We start from the raw sequence: 19,906 nt of genomic DNA on the forward strand, positions 1-19,906 counted from the left end.
GTCTCACTTGGAAAGGAGACACCCATGAGATCCCTGCTCACTCTCGGACTTTTCGGCTTGCTCGTCAGCGCCGCACATGCGGATGGCAGTCACGCGGTCAACCAGGAAGGCGCGGTCCGATCGGCCGCAGATGCCGCCCGGCCAGCCGCGTTCGATATTCTTGCAGCCCATGTCCACCGCGACGGCGCTGCATTCATCTTTCACATGACGACCCAAGGCAGCGCGGGCGGCGACACACCAGCGCCCGTCGGAGCGCTTGGCGGAGCCCCGGTCTGGTCCTATGTCTGGCCGACATCGCTTGACCCATCAACAGTCGGCTTTGAAGGCAAGACCGGCATTCTGGCGCTGGCTGCCACAAGCCATCCCGACTTTGATGACACTCCGCTTTATGACGAAAATGGCGATGGCGACATGGCCAATGACGGCGCCGGCTGGCACAGCCATTGGGTGGTGCTCACACCCAATGACGCTTGCGGTGCAGGCGCACTTTCGGTGCGAGACATCGGCGAGAACGAAAAGCCGAAACTGCCCGCGACCTGGCCCGGATTGCCGATCTTCATCGACAGCCCCGGCTTCACCCCCAATTTCGACGGCCCTGAAATCTCCATCGCTGTCGCGTTTTCCAATCCTGACGAGATCGCTGGAGCATCCTTCGACGGGGTCACGGCCGCCCTGAAAGTCAATGCGAATGTTCACGCTCCGCAGCTGTGTGTGACCGATGTGTTTGACATCGCGTCGGGCGACCTCAGCCTGCCCGGAAAGATCAGATAGAGCGGCCGGCAACCAGCCCGGACCTGTCAGCAGACACCCTGCCTGCGGGTCCGGGCGTATTGACGCCGAGGCTATTTTGCGGCTCTCTCGAGATCTCCGTGACCTTTTGAGTTCAGCCAATGACCGTCTCACCCGAACACTTCGCCGCCTTTGTCGTCGCCAGCGTCATCCTGTTGATCATCCCTGGACCGACCATCATCATGGTCATCACCCAGGCGCTGGCGCACGGACGCAAGATCGCATTTGCCAGCGTGCTGGGTGTGGGGCTTGGCGACCTGCTGGCAACCTCACTGTCGATCGCCGGCGCCGGCGCACTTCTGGCTGCGTCTGCCACCCTGTTCCAACTCCTCAAATTCATTGGCGCTGCCTATCTGATCTGGATCGGTTACAAGATGTGGCGGACGCCGGTCACAATCCCGGACATGTCAGCCGCTGACGTTTCAACGGGTTCGGGCCGGCCGGCGGTGATTTTCCGCGATTCCTTCCTGATCACCGCCCTCAATCCCAAGGGCATTCTGTTCTTCGTCGCTTTCGTGCCGCAGTTCATCGATCCTTCCCTGCCCTATACACCTCAGGCCGCAACCTATGTGCTGGTGTTCACGCTCCTGGGGATCATCAATGCCGCGATGTTCGCGTTTGCAGCAGCCGGCGCACGGCAGACAATCCGACGGCCACAGGTGATGAAAGCGGCGACGCGCACCGGCGGGTCTCTGCTGATCATGGCTGGTGTTGCGGCAGCGCTGACCCGGCGGGCGGGCTGACATGGGTTTGCAGAACAGGGTCGACCCGTCCGGCACCCTATGGTCAGATCCGGCCCGCGGCGAATTCATGGGCAATCGTGGCGGCGCACTGCACGACGCTGATCAGCGAATTGTGAGAGCCCAGAAAACCCGATCCTGGATCATCTGCCGCACCGCGTTCAAGGGACGGCGCAGAGAGTTGATGCAACCGGGCCATTACACCGAATTGTTCTTTCTCGACGAAGTTACCGCCCTTGCCGCGGGGCACAGGCCGTGTTTCGAATGCCGGCGCGCCGACGCAAACGCGTTCGCCGAGGCCTTCGCGCGAGGCCGCGACAGGGCGAGACTCCGCGCGCCGGAGATCGATGCCTGTCTCGCCACCGAACGCCGCCGCCGCGCCGATGATGCTGACCGGCTTATCTCGCTGGAAACCAGCGCGGCGCTTCCGGATGGCAGTGTGATCCGTCAGAATGGAACCCACTATGCGGTGCGGGCGGGGAAATTGCTGCCCTGGAGTTTTGGCGGCTACACCAGCCCCCTGGAGGCCTCCGCGCTGACGGGGGAGCCCGTATATCTGGTCACGCCACCTGCGACCGTCGCCGCGCTCCGCAATGGGTACCGCCCGGCGTTTCACTCTCGCGCCTGGAAGCCGGGCACTTGATCTTCCGATCGGCTTGGGCAAGAACACCGAAATGCGCGCGAATTACAAACTTCAACGGCTGTGTGTCGAGCCACCTCTTGCCCCCGGGGCAGTGGTGCCGCTGGAGAAAGAGCAGGCGCACTATCTGCTGACGGTTCTGCGGCTCGAGGACGGGGCGGAAATTCTGGTCTTCAACGGCCGCGATGGCGAATATGGCGCGACGCTGAGGCCACACAGCAGGAAAGCCGCAGATCTGGAGATCGGGACGCAGACCCGGGCTCAGCCGCCGAAATCCCGGCTGGAGTTCCTGTTTGCACCGCTGAAGATCGGGCGGCTTGATTATCTTGTTCAGAAAGCCACAGAAATGGGCGTGGCCAGGATCACGCCGGTGTTTACCGACCATACCCAGTTGCACAAGGTCAATGCCGGACGGCTGGCCGCCAACATTCTCGAAGCAGCAGAGCAATGCGGCAACCTCGCCATTCCTGACCTGGGCGACGCGATCAAGCTTGAGGCCCTGCTTTCGGGCTGGGACCCGGCGCGGCGCATCATCTTTTGCAATGAGACCCAGGCGGGCAACAATCCGACCGAAATTCTGGGCAGCCTGATGGAACGCGATCTGGCTTTGCTGGTCGGGCCGGAGGGCGGATTTTCAGAACGGGAGCGGACCATGTTGTCCAGTTTGCCGTTCGTCACGCCGATACCGCTGGGGCCGCGCATACTGCGCGCCGATACCGCCGCAGTGGCGGCTTTGACCGCCGTGCAGATGACCATCGGCGATTGGTAGAACCAAACAGGGGGCGCGGGATCAAACTTCTTTGATACTGTGATTAGGCAATTTTGCTTGCAAGCCGGACCGTTTCCGGTCCAATCAGCGTCAGCATGCGTGGTTGCCGATCGCGCTCAAGTTATAGAAAAAAAAGGGCCGGCTATGGCACGCGATACCACCGACGACACCCCGATCAACTCGCTTGAGGAGTTGGGCGCCTGGATGGCTGAAGGCTGCAAGCCAAAGGAAAACTGGCGGATAGGCACCGAACACGAGAAGTTCGTGTTCTTCACCGAGTCCCATGAACCCGTGCCTTATGAGGGGGAGCGCTCGATCAAGGCGCTGCTCGAAGGCATGGCCATGATGCTCGGCTGGGAGCCGATTATCGATGCTGGCAAAATCATCGGTCTCGTCGAGCCGACCGGCGCCGGCGCCATCAGCCTGGAACCGGGCGGGCAGTTCGAACTGTCCGGCGCGCCGCTGCACACCATTCACCAGACTTGCCGCGAATCGAATGCGCATCTGGCGCAATTGCGCGAGATTGCCGAACCGCTGGGCATCCGCTTTCTCGGCATGGGCGGCAGCCCGACCTGGTCGCTGGCCGAAACGCCGCAGATGCCAAAGTCGCGGTACGACATCATGACCCGCTACATGCCAAAGGTCGGCAGCCAGGGGCTGGACATGATGTACCGCACCTGCACGATCCAGGTGAACCTCGACTATTCGTCGGAATCCGACATGCGGCGCAAGATGCAACTCGGCATGAAGCTGCAGCCGCTGGCAACCGCCCTGTTTGCCGCCTCGCCGTTCACTGAAGGCAAGCCGAACGGTCTGGTATCCTGGCGCGGCGACATCTGGCGCGACACCGACAATCAGCGCTCGGGCCAATTGCCGTTCGTCTATTCGGATGATTTCGGCTTCATGGATTATGTCGAGTGGGCCCTTGACGTGCCGATGTACTTCGTTCTGCGCGATGGCCATTATCACGAAGCCACACATGTCACATTCCGACAGTTCATGAATGGTGCTATGAAGGGTGAGCTGGCCCAGCCGCTGCCGACCATGGGCGACTGGACCAACCATTTGGGAACGCTGTTTCCCGATGCGCGTCTGAAGCGTTTCATCGAAATGCGCGGCGCCGATGGAGGGCCCTGGCGCCGGATCTGCGCCCTTCCCGCCTTCTGGGTCGGCTTGCTTTATGATGAAAGTGCGCTTGAAGACGCGCTCGAGCTTACGCGCAGCTGGAGCCTCGATGAGGTCAACCTCCTGCGTGACACCACGCCGCGAGACGGGCTCAATGCCAAAATCAACGGTCAATCGCTGCACGGGATCGGTCGCGAAGTTCTCGGCATCTCGCGGCGCGGGCTGGTCAATCGGGCACAGCTGAATGCCGAAGGCAATGACGAGAGCCATTTTCTGGCGCCGCTCGAGGAGTCCATCGCCCGAGGCACCACGCTGGCCGAAGAAATGCTCGCGCTCTACAACGGCCGCTGGAATGGTGCCGTCGATCCGGTCTTCCAGGACTACGCCTATTGAAGACGCCAGACTGTCAGGCACGAGACGGCTTTCTGCAATGAGAATCGCTGCCCTAGGCATGAGGCTTCGGGCGGTATAGTCTTCACCCAAGCCTTTGTGGAGGCGATGGAGGAGACAGATAGCCCGATGATGCCGCTTTACGACATGATGATGAAGGCACAAAACGGTGAAGCCGTGCGTGCCATGGCGAAACAGTTCGGGCTGGATGACACCCAGATGGAACAGGCGATGGCAGCCCTTATGCCGGCGTTCTCGACCGGCCTGAAGCGCAACGTTTCCAACCCGATGGACATGTCGAATTTCCTCTCTGCACTGGCGGGCGGCCATCACGCCCAGTATTTCGAGAACCTGCAGACGGCCTTCACGCCGCAGGCCCGGCAAGAGGGGAATGGCATTCTGGGGCACCTGTTCGGCTCCAAGGAGGTCAGCCGCGCGGTCGCGGCCCAGGCTGCGGCAGCCACCGGGATCGGCCAGGAAATCTACAAGCAGATGCTTCCGGTTCTGGCGACTTCCGTCATGGGCGGGCTGTTCAAACAGGCAACCGGTCAATCCGCAAGCCCATCCACGCAGGCTGCGGCGGCGGGCGGCACCAATCCGATCGGCGACCTGATCTCGGAAATGATGCGTCTGGGAATGGGTGGTGGTTCGGCAAACCCGGCACAGCAGGCAAAACCAATGGACAACCCGCTGGGGCAGATCCTGGAGGGGATGTTCGGTGGAGGGGCACAGCGCGCGACGCCACAAGGCAGCGGCAGCGCCCCTTTCGGCGACAACCCGCTCGGACAGATTTTTCAGGACATGCTGGGCAACGCCATGGGTGGCGGTCAGTCAAGAGAGACGCCCGCACCGGAGCGCCAGCCGGATCAAGCCGCATCACCAGGTGACCGCAATCCCTATGATGCGCTGTTCGGCCAGATGTTCGAGTCCGGCAGGGAAGTGCAGCAGGGCTACCAGGAGAACATGGAAACGATTTTTGACCAGTATCTTCAGGGCATGAACCGGCATTGATGCATCACGCATTCCAAGACCTGCAATGTCCTGTGCGCATGCTCCCGGACACAGCGGCGTAACCGCAAACAAAAGAAAGACCCGGCCGCGCAGACTCAAGGAGTTGCCAGCGACCGGGCAAAGGCGGGATACGGGGCGGTATCCCGCAGGGGACTTTAAATCAGCCGGCGGCAAAACCGCTCAGCTGAATGAATTCAGTCTCGCCCGTCGAGCCAGTTCAACGGTCGGATCCGCATTGCGCGGCATCGACATGCCAAAGTGCACATCCTCGCGGGTCAATCCGATGTCTGCCAATTCGCGGTCGGATAACTCATCCAGCTTGCGCGCAAGCTGGCGACGCACCAGCGCCTTGGCGGCTTTTTGCGAATTTTGCATCATGACATGAAACACGTTCAGGACTGCCGTGCGGAAAGATGTCGTGGGGACGGGCGTGAAACTGTGGGCATTCATGGCGACATTCCCTGGCTTCCATAAGGAGCGTGAAGGTGGCAGACCGACGCAAACCACGGCTTGCAGTGCCTTTGTCTCAAAATTCGATTGATCAGACCAACGAATGTTTTTAATCCTTAGTATGAAATTCTTTGATAGGAGTCGCCGATGCCTGCACCGCTCGACATTGACCAGTTGCAAACATTCGTCGCCATCGTCGACACCGGCAGCTTTACCCGCGCCGCCGACAAGGTGTTCAAGACCCAGAGCGCCGTTTCGATGCAAATGCGGCGTCTGGAAGAAAGGGTCGGCAAGAAACTGTTCATTCGCGATGGCAGGCTCAACCGGCTGAGTGAAGACGGTGAGCGCATGCTCGGCTATGCTCGGCGGATCATCCGGCTCAACAATGAAACATTTGCCGCCTTCGACGACCAACAGCTGGAAGGCTCGATCCGGATCGGGACACCGGACGACTATGCCGACCGCTACATGCCCGGCATCATCGCCCGCTTCGCCAAGACGAATCCGAATGTTGAGCTCTACATAGAGTGCGAGCCCTCTTCCGAGCTCGCCGCCCGGCTCGCCCGCGGCGAGCTTGATGTCGCCCTGGTCACCCACAATCCGCGCGAGCGCGCCTCGGAAGTGGTCCGCACCGAGCCGCTTTACTGGGTCACGTCGATGAACCACAGTGTGCATGAAGATGCGGTGGTACCGCTGGCTGTCGGAAGAAGATCCTGCCTGTGGCGCAACCTGGCCTGTTCAGCCCTCGATTCGGCCGGCCGGGATTATCAGGTGCTGTTTACCAGCTGGTCGGCGACAGTGGTAGCCTCGGCGGTGCTGTCCGGCCTTGCGGTCTCGCTGCTGCCGGAATGCGCCGTGCGTCCGGGTATGCGGATTCTCTCGCCGGCTGACGGCTTTCCCGCCCTGCAGCCAGCACAGATCGGCCTGATGAAAAGACCCGGTGCGCCCGCGGCGCTTGTCAATGCGATCAGCGGCCATATCGCTGCCAGCCTCGACAACATCACCCCGGTCGGAAAGGACGAGAAGCCGCTGCTGGCCGGTTCCGGGTCGTCACCGCGCCGGGAGGCGAGAGGCAGACCGGACATCGCTGCGATCCCGGCATGGTAGCTGGTGGGCCGCGCCTGATCGGCACAGCCTGACATTGCACCGTTTTTGCGTTACCCTCTCAGGGCTCACAGCACAGAGAGGAAATGGCCGTGTCGTTCATTTCATCGATCCGCTACATCAAGCCCGATATGCACCGGGCCTTCGTGGCCGAGCGTCTCAAAGCTCTCAAACACCAACTCGATCAAGAAATCCGGGATACGACGGGCGCTGCCTCGCTGCGGTTGGCAACCTGGAACCTGATGCATTTTTCCGATGGCGGCGCCTACGATCGCACAACGGAATCCCTGCTGTACATAGCCGAGATCATCGACCATTTCGATCTGGTGGCCATCCAGGAGGTCAACCACGACCTGAGGAAATTCGAGCTGCTGATGCAGCGGTATCTGGGCGGCGACTGGGACTATATTCTCACCGACGCGAGTGGCAACCGCGAGCGCCTGGCCTTTGTCTACCGCAAGGCCAAGGTGCGCTTCCTGCGCGAAGCAGGCGAAATCGTCCTGCCGGAAGGCCAGGAGATCGTCGCGCCGGACCAGGAGAACGCGACGCGCAAATTGCAGTTCGCGCGCACGCCCTTCGCGGTAACCTTCCAGGCCGGGTGGTTTCGCTTCAAGCTTTGCACCGTGCATATCTATTACGGGAAATCGGCAGACTCCTCGCCCGAGATGGACCTGCGCCGCAACGAGATCGAAAAGATTGCCGTGTTTTTGGCCAATGTCCAGAAGGCGGAAAAGCGGAGCTCGGGGACCGACGCGAACATGATCCTGCTCGGTGATTTCAACATTGTCAGCCCCGAACACAGGACGATGAAGGCGCTGCTCGATGCCGGGTTTGTGACCACGGAGGGCATTCGCGACGCGGCCTCAAGCCTGTCGGGCAAGCACCATTACGACCAGATCGTCTTCAAGCTCGGCGAGAAGAGGGTCAAGCTCGGCGCCTCGGGCGTGCTGGACATCTTCAAGAGCGTTTATCGCAGCGAAGATGCGGAGCACTATGCGCGTGAAGCCGACATCCGCAAGATAACACACGGCAGAGACGGTGAGCCCCGTGATGAAGAGCAGGCCATGACCTATTTCCGCAGATACTACCGCAAGCACCAATTGTCCGACCACAATCTGCTCTGGTGCGAGGTGAAGACGGATTTTTCCGGTCACTATCTCGATGCGGTGGCGGCTGGGCATGATCCGCGCAAGATGTGAACCGGTCAGCGCTTCCAGTCTGCACTCAGACGGACGACAGCTCGCAGCGGTAGCACCCGATAGTCATGCTATGTGAATGGCCAGCAGCAACCACTGGATAAGATTGACGGCCAGGCCGACGATGAACAGCAACCGGCGGATTCTGATGCGGTTGCTTGTCAGATGCACATAGGCATGAACAACACGCGTCAGCACGAAGGCCCAGGCCAGAACAATGGCGGCCAGACCCGCACCACCGGTGACAAAAAGGGACAGACACACCGCAAAAAACAGCACAGGCAGTTCGAACTGGTTCGACAGATTGCGTGCCGCCGTCGCACTCGGCTCCGGTTCAATCGAGGGAACCTTGAAGTCTGAAGGCCTGGCCGCACCTGCCTTTACCGCTGCAATGCGCCGCGACGACACCATGGTGTAAATGATCAGGGTCAGGAACACCTGAGCGATGACGGGCCAGAATATTGCCGTGGAATTGGTCATGGTTGAAAACGCCTGTGTTTGTGTAAGCTGATCTTATCTGTCCGGGCTTTCTCTGTGCCACTAACTAGACAAGTCATCAATCAGTCAACCTGCGGCGCAGGCTTGCTGGCCCAGCGCCAAACCCACAACGTTGCAATCAGGCCCGAGGCGACCAGGAGACTGGCGTATTTGCCGCGGGTCAGAACCTGCAAGACGAAGACCAGCTGATCGTTGAACGACAGAGCCAGCGCCTTGGGAGCAAACATCGCGTCTGCCACGGAATTCTCGATGAAGTCGCACCCCAGAAAGGTGAAGGCCGAAACCAGGGTGAGCGCGAACGCAATGCCAATCGCGCGGGGCAACCGGTTGGACTCGGCGCGCCCGAAAAGTGCGGCGAACGCGCAAAAGCCGATGCTCGCTGCCAGCAGCGGCGGCAAGACAAGATCCAGCCCGGCGTGCAGAGCGAGATAGGCTTCCGACGCGCTTTGCCTGCCTTCAAGCTGCGCTGCCCGGTGATCGGAGACAAAGGCATCGAACAAGGTGCGTGCCTGCCCGACATCGTAGCCGAACAGAACCGCGTCCGGTAGTTTCATGCCATCGACAAGCGCGGTGATCGCCGGGGCCTCAACCGTAAAGACGTAAATATAGAGACCGGCTGTGACGGCGCAGAGCAGCACGCCAAGCCAGAGCCACCGCATCACACCGCGCCAGGATAATTGGGGCTTTCCCGGGTGATGGTGACATCATGGGTATGGCTTTCGCGCAAACCCGCGTTGGATATGCGCACGAACGTCGCCCGCGCGTGAAAATCCGCCAGATTAGCGGCGCCGACATAGCCCATGGCAGCCTTGAGGCCGCCAGCCAGTTGATGCAGCACCCCCGAAACCGGCCCCTTGTAGGGGACCTGGCCCTCGATTCCCTCGGGAACCAGCTTGAGCGTGTCTCGCACCTCGGCCTGGAAATAGCGGTCGGCCGAGCCCCGCGCCATGGCGCCGACAGAGCCCATGCCACGATAGGCCTTGTAGGAGCGGCCCTGATGCAAATAGACCTCACCCGGGCTTTCATCGGTTCCGGCCAGCAACGAGCCGACCATGACCGCCGAGGCACCGGCCGCAATTGCCTTGGCCAGATCGCCGGAGTACTTGATGCCGCCGTCGGCGATCACCGGAATATTGTGCTTCTGAGCTTCATTCACCGCACTCATGATGGCGGTGAGCTGAGGCATGCCGACGCCGGCGACAATGCGCGTGGTGCAGATCGAGCCAGGCCCGATACCAACCTTGACGGCGTCCGCACCCGCGTCAATGAGCGCCTTGGTGCCTTCTGCGGTGGCGACGTTGCCAGCCATGATGCGCACCGAATTGGACAGTTTCTTGGCGCGCATGACCGCATCAAGCACCCTCTGCGAATGGCCATGCGCGGTGTCGATCACCAGAAGATCAACGCCGGCATCGATCAGGCGCTCGGCACGCTCAAATCCATCCTCCCCGACCGAGGTCGCTGCCGCTGCGCGCAAGCGGCCCTGTTCGTCTTTGGACGCGTGCGGATTGAGCTGCGTCTTCTCGATGTCCTTGACCGTGATCAGGCCGACGCAACGCCCCTCGCCGTCCACAACCACCAGCTTTTCGATGCGGTGAGCGTGCAACAGCCGCTTTGCTTCGGTTTGCTCGACGCTTTCCTTGACCGTGATCAGGTTCTCATGAGTCATCAGCTCATGGATCTTCTGGTTCGGATCGGAGGCAAACCGCACATCGCGGTTGGTCAGAATGCCCACCAGATGTCCGGGGCCGGTGATGATGCCGCCGCGATGCTCAACCACAGGAATGCCGGAAATGCCATGCGCCTTCATCAGTGCCAGCGCTTCCGATAGCGGCGCCTGCGGGCTGATGGTCACCGGATTGACGACCATTCCGCTTTCGAATTTCTTGACCTGGCGAACCTGCTCGGCTTGCTCTTCCGGGTCCAGATTGCGGTGAATGACGCCAATGCCGCCGGCCTGCGCCATGGCAATGGCCAGCCGAGCCTCGGTCACCGTATCCATGGCGGACGAAATGATGGGAAGATTGAGATCGAATCCGCGCGCAATGCTGGTGGCGATATTGGCCTGGCCCGGCATTACTTCGGAATGACCGGGCTGCAGCAGCACGTCATCGAAGGTCAGCGCTTCTACGCCTGTAATGGATTGGATAATGGTCGCCATCGCCTGTCGGCTCCGTCTGTTCGGGGCCGCCCGAAACCGGGCCGCCCGATGCTGATTTCGGGTGTTCGCGTTGGCAGCGGCAAGTACCATGCTTCCCGTCCTTATGAAAGAGCCGGAAAGCGATTGAGCACCGAATTTCGCTGCAGCGCACAGTTTGCAACCATTGTGACCCAACCACCGCGTTCTGCAAGTTTTTGCGGTTCACACACCTGCAAGGCCGTCTGCGCCGCGACGCCTGCGCCGCTGCTGCCGGTTGGGGCAGCCGCAGCGCAGGTCCATCAGCGTATGAGCGGCGGCTGCTCAGAATCCCTCGACAACCACCTTGCCCCTGGCCGTGCCGGTTTCAATCAGCGCATGCGCCTTGCGCATGTTGTCCGCGTTGATGGGTGTCATCACCGTGTCCAGCGTGGTGCGGATGCGCCCGGCGTCGATTTCGGCGGCGACGTAGCTTAACAGCTTGTGCTGCTCGATCATGTCTGGAGTCTGGTGCATGGCGCGGGCGAACATGAACTCCCAGTGCAGGCTGGCGGACTTCATCTTCATGCCAGCCATCGGCATCGCCACATCGGTGTTGTCAATCGAGACAATTCCGCCCTGGGGCCGAATCAGTTCAACTGCCGTCTCCCAGTGGCGCATGTCATTGAAGATGGCGATGTGGTCGACAGTGTGAAAGCCCAGCGCGCGGACCTGTGCAACCATGTCCTGGCGGTGATTGACGACGTGATCGGCGCCGAGCTGGCTGACCCAGCTTTCGGTTTGCGGGCGCGAGGCGGTTGCGATGACGACAAGACCGGCGGCTTTGGCAAGCTGTATGCCGATCGACCCGACGCCGCCACCGGCACCGATGATCAGCAGCGTCTGACCCGCGTCGGCGCCGTCACGGTCAATTCCCAGACGGTCGAAGAAGGCTTCATAGGCGGTGATCGTGGTCAGCGGCAGGGCAGCGGCTTCGGCGAAATTCAGGCTTTTGGGCTTGAAGCCGACAATGCGTTCATCCACCAGATGAAATTCCTGGTTGGTGCCCGAGCGGGTGATGTCGCCGGCGTAATAAACCTCGTCGCCGGCCTTGAACAGCGTGACGTCAGGACCGACGGAATCGACAACACCGGACGCATCATAGCCAAGAACCCGCGGGGTTTCCTCGACCGTATCCTTGGGCGCGCGGACCTTGGTGTCGACCGGATTGACCGAGATGGCCTTGACGGCGACGAGGATATCACGGCCTGAAGCAACCGGCTGGGGCAGCTCGACATCGAGAAAGGAATTCGGATCTTCGATGGGCAGGTAGTGCGTAAGAGCGACAGCTTTCATTTCAACCCTCCTGGTCTGTGGCAGCTTAACCGATTTGGTTCATTTCATGGAGAATGACCTCGGCAACCGCGCCGTCCGTGGCCTCAGCATAGGCTGCAAGATGCGGCGCTTTCATGTGGGACTGCCACAATTCGCGCGATTCCCAGTTTTCATAGAACATGAAATGGGCCGGATTGCTGATGTCCTGATGCAGATCGTAATCGATACAGCCGGCTTCTGCCCGGGTGATCGGGATCAGCTTCTCGAGTTCCGCCTTGACCAGTGCGATCTGGTCGGGTTTGGCCTTGATGGTGGCGACGATCGTGAGTTTGCTCATTTGCTGGATTTCCCGGTTGAGTTGATGATGGTGTGTGTGTAGCTGGGGTGCGCGGCCGGATAAACCGGCATTCTTCAAATTGGCCGTCCGATGGCGGCCAATTGTGTGGCGCTCGGCTGAGCGCAGAGCTTCCGCGCGGTGCAGTTGACATGGCGCCAGCCTTTGCGGAGTGTGCATTTGCTGCACGACCGGCGGCGGCGCCCGACCTTCCTCCGTCTCTGCGCAAAAATATACCCTCCAATGGATCCCTCAGGTGAATCGCTCCATTCCGCTCGTTCTGGCCGTCGCTTTGTTCATGGAGCAGATGGATTCCACCGTCATTGCCACAGCTTTGCCGGCGATTGCCGCCGACCTCGGCACAAGCCCGATCTCGCTCAAGTTGGCGCTGACGGCCTATCTGGTGTCGCTTGCGATCTTCATCCCGATCTCCGGATGGATGGCCGACCGCTTCGGTGCGCGACGAATTTTTACCCTTGCGATCGGGGTGTTTCTGATCGGCTCCGTTGCCTGCGCCGCCTCAGGCAGCCTGCTGGAGTTCGTGCTGTCGAGGTTCCTGCAGGGCATGGGCGGCGCGATGATGACGCCGGTCGGGCGGCTGGTGTTGCTGCGATCGACCGAGAAAAGCCAACTGGTCACCGCCATGGCCTGGCTGACGATACCGGCGCTGATCAGCCCCATGGTGGGACCACCGGTCGGCGGCTTTCTCACCACCTTCCTGAGCTGGCACTGGATCTTCCTGATCAACATCCCGATCGGGCTTGCCGGCATGGTGTTCGCAGTGAAGGTCTTGCCGGAAGACGAAGCCCGTTCACGTGACAGGGTCGACTGGATCGGCTTCCTGCTTTCAGGTGGTGCCGCCTCGGGCATCGTCTTCGGTCTGTCGGTGATCAGCCTGCCGGTGCTGCCGCCGGTCTGGGGCATCGCCGCCACACTCGCCGGTCTGTTGTCGCTGGGTGCCTATCTCAGACACGCTCGCCTGCATCCCAGGCCGCTGCTTGATCCCAAACTGTTTGAAAACCGCACCTTTGCGCTGTCGCTGTTCGGAGCAAGCCTTTTCCGGATCGGCGCCGGTGCCGTTCCCTTCCTGTTGCCCCTGATGCTGCAACTGGGCTTCGGCATGTCGCCGTTCCAGTCCGGCATGATCACCTTCATCTCGGCTGCCGGCGCCATCACCATGAAGTTCGTCATCAAGCGTGTGCTGCGCTTTGTCGGCTTCCGCTATACGTTGCTGGCGGCGGCAGCGGCCTCGGCACTGTCGATTGCGATCAATGGTTTTTTCACCCCCGCCACCCCTGTCGTGCTGATCCTGGTGATCCTGTATTGCGCAGGTCTCGTCCGGTCGATGTTCTTCACCTCGGTCAACGCGCTGACATTTTCGGAGATAAGCCCGGAAACTGCGGCCCAGGCGACGTCCCTCACAGCGGCCTTTCAGCAGGTGGCGATCGCGGTCGGGGTGGCGCTTGCGGGCGTCATTATCGAGGTGGTCAGCACCATGAATGGCGGCGAGCTCAGCCTTGTCGCCTTCCAGACCGCCTTCTTTGTGGTGGCTACTCTGTCGGCCCTGGCCATCCTTCCTTTTCTCGCCCTGCCACCTGAAGCCGGCGGCACGGTTTCAGGCCATACGCTCGGGCGGGCCGGTCCGCGGGCGGCCTCACCCGTCCGCACCTAGGTCCGCATCACGCCCCTTGAACCCCTTGGCCAGCACAAACATCTCGACCGATTCAGCGCGCGAAGAGGGCGGCTTGATGTGAACCACCGATTTGAAATTCTTCTTGAGCATGTTCAACAGCTCGGTTTCCGTACCGCCCTGGAAGGTCTTGGCCAGAAAGTGCCCACCGGGTGTGAGCACTTCGATGGCAAAGTGCGCCGCGACCTCGCACAGATGCATGGTCCGGAGATGATCGGTCCGCTGGTGGCCCGTCGTCGGCGCCGCCATGTCGGAAAGCACCACATCGGGCGCGCCACCCAGCGCGTCCATCAATGCCTGTGGGGCTGCGTCGTCGAGGAAATCCATCTGCAGGAATTTCACGCCCGCCAGCCCGTCCATCTCGAGAAAATCGATGGCCACCACCTTCGGATCCGCATCGGTGGAATCGGTCACCAGCGCTGAAATCTGCGACCAGCCGCCCGGCGCGGCGCCGAGATCGATGATCCGCCTGGCCTTGTCGAGGATCTTGTGCTTGGCGTCAATTTCCAGAAGCTTGTAAACCGCGCGCGAGCGGTAGCCTTCCTGCCTGGCCTGCTGCACATAGGGATCGTTGAGATGCCGCTCGATCCAGCGCCGCGAAGACGCCTTGAGCTTGCTCTTGCGCCTGACCTTCTGCCCGAGCTTGCGCCCGGTGGGTCCTGTTGGAGGACGGGTCATGCTTTTTCCCCCTGATTCGACCGCTGGTTGCGGTAGCGGAAGTTTCTGCCACTTCGCCGCCAGGCACCGTCCAACGCCATCATTTCATTGAGCAGGCCTTCGCGAAGACCGCGATCGGCCACCCGCATCCGCGGCGATGGCCAACGTTTGCGGATCGACTGCAGAATTGCACAGCCGGCCAGCACCAGATCCGCCCGGTCCGCACCGATGCAGGGATTGGCGGCGCGGGCATCGAAATCCCACGACAGCAGCCGGTCGAGCATGTGATCCACTTCCGCGTTCGAAAGCCACAGCCCATCGACCTTGCGCCGGTCGTAGCGCGGCAGTTCCAGATGCAGACCGGCCAGCGTGGTGACAGTTCCCGAAGTGCCAAGCAGATGAATCCGCTTCTGGCCAAGTGCGGTGAACGCCGGCAAGGACGGCGGGTTGAAATCGGCCAGCATTGCATCGACTTCGGCGACCATCGCCTGGAACACCTCCGGGGTCACCAGACAGCCGCCATGGCGCTCGGACAAGGTGACGACGCCAACCGGCAACGAGGTCCAGGCCTTGATATGGTTGGCCAGGCGATTGGAGCGGTTCTCGGTCAGGTCGATCATGGCAATTTCGGACGAGCCGCCGCCAATATCAAACAGCACCAGACCATCGGTCTCGCGGCCGACCAGCGACGAGCACCCGGCAACCGCCAGCCGGGCTTCGGTTTCGCGGCTGACGATTTCAAGCTCCAGGCCGGTCTCGGCCAGCACCCGGGCCAGAAACTCCGCACCATTTATCGCCGAGCGACAGGCTTCGGTTGCGATCAGCCGGTGACGCCGCACTGACCGGTTGATCAGTTTCCCGGCACAGACCTTGAGCGCTTCGATCGCCCTGTCCATCGCGTCACCAGACAAGCGGCCGCTGGCATCAAGCCCCTCCCCCAGCCGGACAATGCGGGAAAAGGCATCGACCACCCGGAACTGGCCCGGCCGCGTTGGCTGGGCGATCAGCAAACGGCAATTGTTGGTGCCAAGATCAAGTGCTGCGTACAGGTCATCGGCCTGCCGGCGCGCCGATGCTGCTCCGGTCGCCACACCATTGCCTGAAGCCTGAGCTAAGGAGGCTCCGCGTGTCTGGCCAGCAGGTTGCGAATGCGGCTTGTGCGAGGTCTGCCCGGTTGCCTTTTGCGGGGCCATCGGGCGGCCCTGGATTTCGCGGCCGGGCTTGCGGCGACGGCGTCGCCCCTTCTTTTCCCCGGGCGGTTGCGCTGAGGCAGCCACCGGTGGCGTGACGTGCTGCGTCGGCGCAGTGTCGGATTCGGCCTTGTGCGCGGTCTTTCTCCGCCGCCTCCGACGCCGTCCAGCTGGCGACGGGCCAGCTTCAGTTCTCGCAGAGATGCCGGTGGATGCGCTGGCTGAAGCTCGCTCTGATGGGTCTCCATCAGACGAAGAGCTTGGAATCACGGCCTCGCCGTGTTCCTGTGTCACGCCATTTGTCGCTGCCTTTCCGGCGCGTCCAGATGGCCTTTCACCTGCCAGTGATACACCCGCGTCTGGCTTGTCGCCGTCCCGAAGGTCTTTCACGGTCTGTCCTGTCATGCGCGGCGAGCAGGTCTGCCCGCGCCGCGCTCCACGGTTTGTCGTTGGGGCAAGATTAGCAAAGCGGCGAACAGAACGCAAAACTCTTTTTGCGCCATGATGGACGACCGGCATGGCCGGGGCTGCAGCCGCTCTGCCGGGCGCAAGTGCGGATTTTCGTCACAAACCGTCGATTCCGGGTTTGCATCATCACCGGTTATTGGGTATAAGCCGCCGCGCTGGCCAATATTTTGGCGGCCCGACCCATGGTGGGGAATAGGTTAACGGTAGACCCGCAGACTCTGACTCTGTTAGTCCTGGTTCGAATCCAGGTTCCCCAGCCAACTTCATCTAAACATCTCAATACGTTAGTACATCTCGCCAATGTGCGGAATCGCCGCGCATCGCATCCCCACAATGGGCGCTGGCGATGGCGAGCGATCTCTGGCGTCGGATTCATTTGTCTTCCGCAGGAGGGCCGTTGTTTCGCCACGAACACGCGTCGGACCGACGGGCCTGTACCGATCCTTCAACACGACGGTGCGACAAGCGGCTGAAAGACCGGATTGGTGCTTTGCCATTGCAGCGGATTGGCGCTCTTGCATATGTCGGGCCATTGAGGTGTTCTCCCTCCAATGAGCCAAAATGTGCGCGAGGTTCTTGCCTCGGTAAAATCCCTCCTGGGCGGCACCGCCGCCTTCATGATCGGCAACAGTCTGCTTGGCGTTGTCCTGCCGCTCCGTATGGAGGCGGCCGGCTATCCGGTGGCGTTGACCGGTGCGATCATGGCTGCCTATTATTTCGGTCTTGCCCTCGGTGGTCTGCGGGCCAAGCGCATCATCTTCCGGATCGGGCATATTCGCGCCTTTGCTGTTTTCGCAGCGTTAACGGCTGCAACAACCCTTGCCTATGATGCATTTTTCGATCCGGCTGCATGGCTGATCTTCCGGATCGTCAACGGCTTCTGCATCGCCGGCCTGACCGCCACAACCGAAAGCTGGCTCAACACCCGAAGCAGCAATGAAACACGCGGGCGGGTTCTCGGTTTTTACATGCTGACCTTCTATCTTGCGATCGCGGCAGGTCAGTCTCTCGTCAATATTGCCGATGTCGGGGCACCGGATCTCTTTATGCTGGCCGCATCCCTGATCGGGCTCTCGCTGATACCGGTCGCCATGACCAGCCTGGGCGAGCCCAATCTCGGTGACAGCCGTCCGTTGAGCGTCAGCAACCTGTATTCGGCGTCTCCGGTAGGGACAGTCGGGGCGGGCGTCGCAGGCCTCATGGTCGGCTCCTTCTATGCTCTGGCTGTGGTTTTTGCGCTTCAGATAGGGCTGAGCGTATCCCAAGCCGCCTTGTTCATGAGCGTCGTGGTTCTGGGTGGCCTGGTGCTCCAGGTTCCCGTCGGCATGCTGGCCGACCGGTATGACAGACGCATCGTCATGTCCGGCGCCTTGATCGCGGTCGGCGCCACCTGGGCCACGCTTGCGGGCATTGTTGCCTCCGAATTGCCGTTTGTAGCCTTGCTCGCAATGGCAGTGCCCTTCGGGGGCGCGATGAGCAGTGTCTATCCGCTCTGTGTTGCGCAGACCTTCGACCACTTGAAGCGCAAATACTATATTGCCGCAGCGGGGCGTCTGCTGATGGTCTACTCGGTCGGCGCGACCACCGGCCCGCTGATCGCTTCGGCGCTGATGGCGCTTTACGGTCCATCCAGCTTTTTCCTGTTCGAAGCGATGATCGCGGTCCTGTACGCTGTGTTTGTTCTGGTGCGCGTTTCACAGCGGCCTTCGTTGCCTGCAGACCGCCAGGAAAAATACGTGCCTCTGCCGGATGTAACGCCGATCGTCATGGCTCTCGATCCGCGCACCGAACCCGACAGCCAGGACGAAGACCAGCAAGAGGGATGAAGCGCAGCCTTGGGCTGCGATGCCCGCCGCGATGTCTTGCCGGAAAATGTGAACAGGGCCGGCGTCGCGGGGCCATGATCATTTCTGGTCCGCTCGAAACTACTGACGCTGCCGAAGGTCCTTGATTGCAACAAAAAGCGCCAGCAGAACCACAACCGAGATCAGGCCGAATCCGACACCCATCGCCGTCGACCAGGAGGTCACCGCAAGCGTCGAGAACACTGCAGCGGTGATGACCGCGATTCCGATAGAGGTGCCGATACGCTGTCCGGTCTGCAAGATGGCACCCGAACTGCCTGCGTAGTCCAGAGGCACCTCGGCAAGCGTCAACGTCTGGTTCGGGCTGATGACCGACCCCTGCGCCAGGCCGACAAATGACAATGAGGCCATCAGCCACCAGATGCTCAGGTGGCCGGCTTCGTGCAGAAACACAACAGCAATGCTCAACCCGAGGCCCAACAGCGCAAGAAGAAGCCCGCCGATGACCACTTTGCGGCCAAGCCGCGCGACCCGGCTTCCGGCCCAGTGGGCCGCATAGGCCGACAGCAGCGCCGCCGGGATTCCGAAGGCCCCCGATTGCAGCGCCGAGCGTCCGTCACCTTCCTGCACATAGAGCGCAACCAGCACCCAGACACTGGTGACCCCCATAAAGTAGAGGGTCATGATTACAACGCCGTTGGTGTAGCTGGAGGTCGAGAAGATCTTGAGGTCGACCATCGGGCTCAGGCCCAGGCGGACGTAACGCCGCTCCCATCCGACCCAGAGCCAGACCAGCAAAAAACCGAACGGAAGCAGCAACCAGACGATTGCACTGCCGCCGGCCTCGACAAAGGGATACAAGATAGCGAGCACCGCAAACCCGAGCAGCAGCGCCCCCACCGGGTCGAGCGAACGCAGGCCGCTTCCCTTTCGCGGAAGACGTATGATCAGCGGGCGCGGAAACCACAACAGCCCCAGGATTATGGCCGTCATCCCGATCGGAACATTGACCAGAAACGTCAACCGCCAGCCCAGATCGGCTCCGCCAAGCTCAATCAGAAACCCGCCAAGAACCGGGCCGATGGCGACCGAAAAACCGACGGCCGTGCCGAAATATCCGAATGCACGGCCGCGCGCGTCGCCGCGGAAATAGTGCTGGATCATCCCGATGCCCTGCGGATTGAGCAGTCCCGAACCGACACCCTGCACGAAACGGGCGGTGTTGAGCCATTCTGCGTTGGGCGCGAGACCTGCTGCAACCGAAGCGGCGGTAAAGATACCCACACCAATCAGGAACAGCCCGCCCCGGCCCATGATATCGCCAGCCCGCCCGGCCCCCACCAGGACGACACCAAACGTCAGCGCATAGCCGGACAACACCCACTGCAGATCAGAGTCGGAGGCGCCGAGGCCCTGCCGGATCGACGGCAATGCCACGTTCACAATACTGACGCCAATCAGCGTCATGAAGATCGTGACCAGCAACACGAAAAGAATGCGCCACCTGACCGGATCCGTCGTCGGATCGGTTTGTGGCATAGGAGACAAGCTCTCATCCGCCTCCGGCGAATCCATCATCATTACTTTCTTTGCAGTATC

The 19,906-nt window shown here is 61.2% G+C and carries 19 protein-coding genes and 1 tRNA gene; 11 read left to right on the forward strand and 9 right to left on the reverse strand.

The features are described from left to right. Nucleotides 1–24 precede the first annotated feature (24 nt). From PZ897_RS01330 to PZ897_RS01355, 6 genes are all read left to right on the forward strand, one after another. Nucleotides 25–771, forward strand: a complete 747-nt coding sequence (locus tag PZ897_RS01330; RefSeq protein ID WP_275749150.1) for a hypothetical protein — start codon at nucleotides 25–27, stop codon at nucleotides 769–771. 119 nt (nucleotides 772–890) lie between these two features. Continuing rightward, the gene (locus PZ897_RS01335; protein ID WP_275749152.1) at nucleotides 891–1,532 is read left to right on the forward strand and encodes a LysE family translocator; all 642 of its coding nucleotides are present in this window, start codon (nucleotides 891–893) and stop codon (nucleotides 1,530–1,532) included. Nucleotide 1,533: 1 nt separating this feature from the next. Further along, on the forward strand, nucleotides 1,534–2,172 hold the full coding sequence (locus PZ897_RS01340; RefSeq protein WP_275749154.1) for a hypothetical protein: 639 nt from the start codon (nucleotides 1,534–1,536) through the stop codon (nucleotides 2,170–2,172). A gap of 31 nt (nucleotides 2,173–2,203) precedes the next feature. Beyond that, nucleotides 2,204–2,938 carry a 16S rRNA (uracil(1498)-N(3))-methyltransferase gene (locus PZ897_RS01345; protein ID WP_275749156.1) on the forward strand — a complete coding sequence of 245 codons (735 nt, stop codon included), beginning with the start codon at nucleotides 2,204–2,206 and terminating at the stop codon, nucleotides 2,936–2,938. A gap of 144 nt (nucleotides 2,939–3,082) precedes the next feature. Beyond that, a complete protein-coding gene (locus tag PZ897_RS01350; protein WP_275749158.1) occupies nucleotides 3,083–4,456 on the forward strand; it encodes a glutamate--cysteine ligase in 1,374 nt (457 codons plus the stop codon). A gap of 105 nt (nucleotides 4,457–4,561) precedes the next feature. Next, nucleotides 4,562–5,464, forward strand: coding sequence for a DUF937 domain-containing protein (locus tag PZ897_RS01355; RefSeq protein ID WP_343217438.1), 903 nt, complete (start codon nucleotides 4,562–4,564; stop codon nucleotides 5,462–5,464). 180 nt (nucleotides 5,465–5,644) lie between these two features. Here the strand turns inward: PZ897_RS01355 and PZ897_RS01360 are convergent, their stop codons facing one another. Continuing rightward, nucleotides 5,645–5,914 carry a DUF1127 domain-containing protein gene (locus PZ897_RS01360; RefSeq protein WP_275749160.1) on the reverse strand — a complete coding sequence of 90 codons (270 nt, stop codon included), beginning with the start codon at nucleotides 5,912–5,914 and terminating at the stop codon, nucleotides 5,645–5,647. Nucleotides 5,915–6,061: 147 nt separating this feature from the next. Here PZ897_RS01360 and PZ897_RS01365 point away from each other — a divergent pair, with 147 nt between their 5' ends. Continuing rightward, nucleotides 6,062–7,021, forward strand: coding sequence for a LysR substrate-binding domain-containing protein (locus PZ897_RS01365; RefSeq protein WP_275749161.1), 960 nt, complete (start codon nucleotides 6,062–6,064; stop codon nucleotides 7,019–7,021). Nucleotides 7,022–7,110: 89 nt separating this feature from the next. Further along, nucleotides 7,111–8,217 (forward strand): endonuclease/exonuclease/phosphatase family protein, encoded by a 1,107-nt coding sequence (locus tag PZ897_RS01370; protein ID WP_275749162.1) that lies wholly within the window; start codon nucleotides 7,111–7,113, stop codon nucleotides 8,215–8,217. Nucleotides 8,218–8,280: 63 nt separating this feature from the next. On the opposite strand, the gene PZ897_RS01375 is transcribed toward PZ897_RS01370, so the two are convergent. From PZ897_RS01375 to PZ897_RS01395, 5 genes are all read right to left on the reverse strand, one after another. Beyond that, nucleotides 8,281–8,694, reverse strand: a complete 414-nt coding sequence (locus PZ897_RS01375) for an MAPEG family protein (RefSeq protein WP_275749164.1) — start codon at nucleotides 8,692–8,694, stop codon at nucleotides 8,281–8,283. A gap of 80 nt (nucleotides 8,695–8,774) precedes the next feature. Next, nucleotides 8,775–9,371, reverse strand: a complete 597-nt coding sequence (locus PZ897_RS01380) for a hypothetical protein (RefSeq protein WP_275749166.1) — start codon at nucleotides 9,369–9,371, stop codon at nucleotides 8,775–8,777. Then, complete coding sequence (gene guaB, locus PZ897_RS01385; protein WP_275749167.1) at nucleotides 9,371–10,873, reverse strand: IMP dehydrogenase; 1,503 nt, start codon at nucleotides 10,871–10,873, stop codon at nucleotides 9,371–9,373. The genes PZ897_RS01380 and guaB overlap by 1 nt, the downstream gene beginning before the upstream one ends. Before the next feature lie 300 nt (nucleotides 10,874–11,173). Then, nucleotides 11,174–12,184, reverse strand: a complete 1,011-nt coding sequence (locus tag PZ897_RS01390) for a zinc-binding alcohol dehydrogenase family protein (protein WP_275749168.1) — start codon at nucleotides 12,182–12,184, stop codon at nucleotides 11,174–11,176. 25 nt (nucleotides 12,185–12,209) lie between these two features. Next, complete coding sequence (locus PZ897_RS01395; RefSeq protein WP_275749170.1) at nucleotides 12,210–12,500, reverse strand: putative quinol monooxygenase; 291 nt, start codon at nucleotides 12,498–12,500, stop codon at nucleotides 12,210–12,212. A 253-nt stretch (nucleotides 12,501–12,753) separates the two neighbouring features. Here PZ897_RS01395 and PZ897_RS01400 point away from each other — a divergent pair, with 253 nt between their 5' ends. Next, the gene (locus PZ897_RS01400; RefSeq protein WP_275749171.1) at nucleotides 12,754–14,169 is read left to right on the forward strand and encodes an MFS transporter; all 1,416 of its coding nucleotides are present in this window, start codon (nucleotides 12,754–12,756) and stop codon (nucleotides 14,167–14,169) included. Here PZ897_RS01400 and PZ897_RS01405 read toward each other — a convergent pair. Next, nucleotides 14,152–14,865, reverse strand: coding sequence for an RlmE family RNA methyltransferase (locus PZ897_RS01405; protein WP_275749173.1), 714 nt, complete (start codon nucleotides 14,863–14,865; stop codon nucleotides 14,152–14,154). The genes PZ897_RS01400 and PZ897_RS01405 overlap by 18 nt on opposite strands. Then, complete coding sequence (locus PZ897_RS01410; protein WP_275749175.1) at nucleotides 14,862–16,439, reverse strand: exopolyphosphatase; 1,578 nt, start codon at nucleotides 16,437–16,439, stop codon at nucleotides 14,862–14,864. The genes PZ897_RS01405 and PZ897_RS01410 overlap by 4 nt, the downstream gene beginning before the upstream one ends. 249 nt (nucleotides 16,440–16,688) lie before the next feature. Here PZ897_RS01410 and PZ897_RS01415 point away from each other — a divergent pair. Next, a tRNA-Gln gene (locus PZ897_RS01415) sits at nucleotides 16,689–16,762 on the forward strand. Between the two features lie 291 nt (nucleotides 16,763–17,053). Next, the gene (locus tag PZ897_RS01420; protein WP_275749177.1) at nucleotides 17,054–18,328 is read left to right on the forward strand and encodes an MFS transporter; all 1,275 of its coding nucleotides are present in this window, start codon (nucleotides 17,054–17,056) and stop codon (nucleotides 18,326–18,328) included. 99 nt (nucleotides 18,329–18,427) lie between these two features. Here PZ897_RS01420 and PZ897_RS01425 read toward each other — a convergent pair whose 3' ends face one another. Beyond that, the gene (locus PZ897_RS01425) at nucleotides 18,428–19,846 is read right to left on the reverse strand and encodes an MFS transporter (protein ID WP_275749179.1); all 1,419 of its coding nucleotides are present in this window, start codon (nucleotides 19,844–19,846) and stop codon (nucleotides 18,428–18,430) included. Between the last annotated feature and the right edge of the window lie 60 nt (nucleotides 19,847–19,906).

The organism is Hoeflea sp. YIM 152468, assembly GCF_029210485.1.
GTDB lineage: Bacteria > Pseudomonadota > Alphaproteobacteria > Rhizobiales > Rhizobiaceae > Hoeflea.

Bases quoted from the DNA above. Each gene is read 5' to 3' on its own strand.
- PZ897_RS01420 (WP_275749177.1), top strand. From the start codon at position 17,054: ATGAGCCAAAATGTGCGCGAGGTTCTTGCCTCGGTAAAATCCCTCCTG.
- PZ897_RS01375 (WP_275749164.1), bottom strand. From the start codon at position 8,694: ATGACCAATTCCACGGCAATATTCTGGCCCGTCATCGCTCAGGTGTTC.
- PZ897_RS01350 (WP_275749158.1), top strand. From the start codon at position 3,083: ATGGCACGCGATACCACCGACGACACCCCGATCAACTCGCTTGAGGAG.
- PZ897_RS01340 (WP_275749154.1), top strand. From the start codon at position 1,534: ATGGGTTTGCAGAACAGGGTCGACCCGTCCGGCACCCTATGGTCAGAT.
- PZ897_RS01345 (WP_275749156.1), top strand. From the start codon at position 2,204: ATGCGCGCGAATTACAAACTTCAACGGCTGTGTGTCGAGCCACCTCTT.
- PZ897_RS01380 (WP_275749166.1), bottom strand. From the start codon at position 9,371: ATGCGGTGGCTCTGGCTTGGCGTGCTGCTCTGCGCCGTCACAGCCGGT.
- PZ897_RS01330 (WP_275749150.1), top strand. From the start codon at position 25: ATGAGATCCCTGCTCACTCTCGGACTTTTCGGCTTGCTCGTCAGCGCC.
- PZ897_RS01410 (WP_275749175.1), bottom strand. From the start codon at position 16,439: ATGACAGGACAGACCGTGAAAGACCTTCGGGACGGCGACAAGCCAGAC.
- PZ897_RS01395 (WP_275749170.1), bottom strand. From the start codon at position 12,500: ATGAGCAAACTCACGATCGTCGCCACCATCAAGGCCAAACCCGACCAG.
- PZ897_RS01335 (WP_275749152.1), top strand. From the start codon at position 891: ATGACCGTCTCACCCGAACACTTCGCCGCCTTTGTCGTCGCCAGCGTC.
- PZ897_RS01405 (WP_275749173.1), bottom strand. From the start codon at position 14,865: ATGACCCGTCCTCCAACAGGACCCACCGGGCGCAAGCTCGGGCAGAAG.
- guaB (WP_275749167.1), bottom strand. From the start codon at position 10,873: ATGGCGACCATTATCCAATCCATTACAGGCGTAGAAGCGCTGACCTTC.
- PZ897_RS01355 (WP_343217438.1), top strand. From the start codon at position 4,562: ATGGAGGAGACAGATAGCCCGATGATGCCGCTTTACGACATGATGATG.
- PZ897_RS01390 (WP_275749168.1), bottom strand. From the start codon at position 12,184: ATGAAAGCTGTCGCTCTTACGCACTACCTGCCCATCGAAGATCCGAAT.
- PZ897_RS01425 (WP_275749179.1), bottom strand. From the start codon at position 19,846: ATGCCACAAACCGATCCGACGACGGATCCGGTCAGGTGGCGCATTCTT.
- PZ897_RS01365 (WP_275749161.1), top strand. From the start codon at position 6,062: ATGCCTGCACCGCTCGACATTGACCAGTTGCAAACATTCGTCGCCATC.
- PZ897_RS01360 (WP_275749160.1), bottom strand. From the start codon at position 5,914: ATGAATGCCCACAGTTTCACGCCCGTCCCCACGACATCTTTCCGCACG.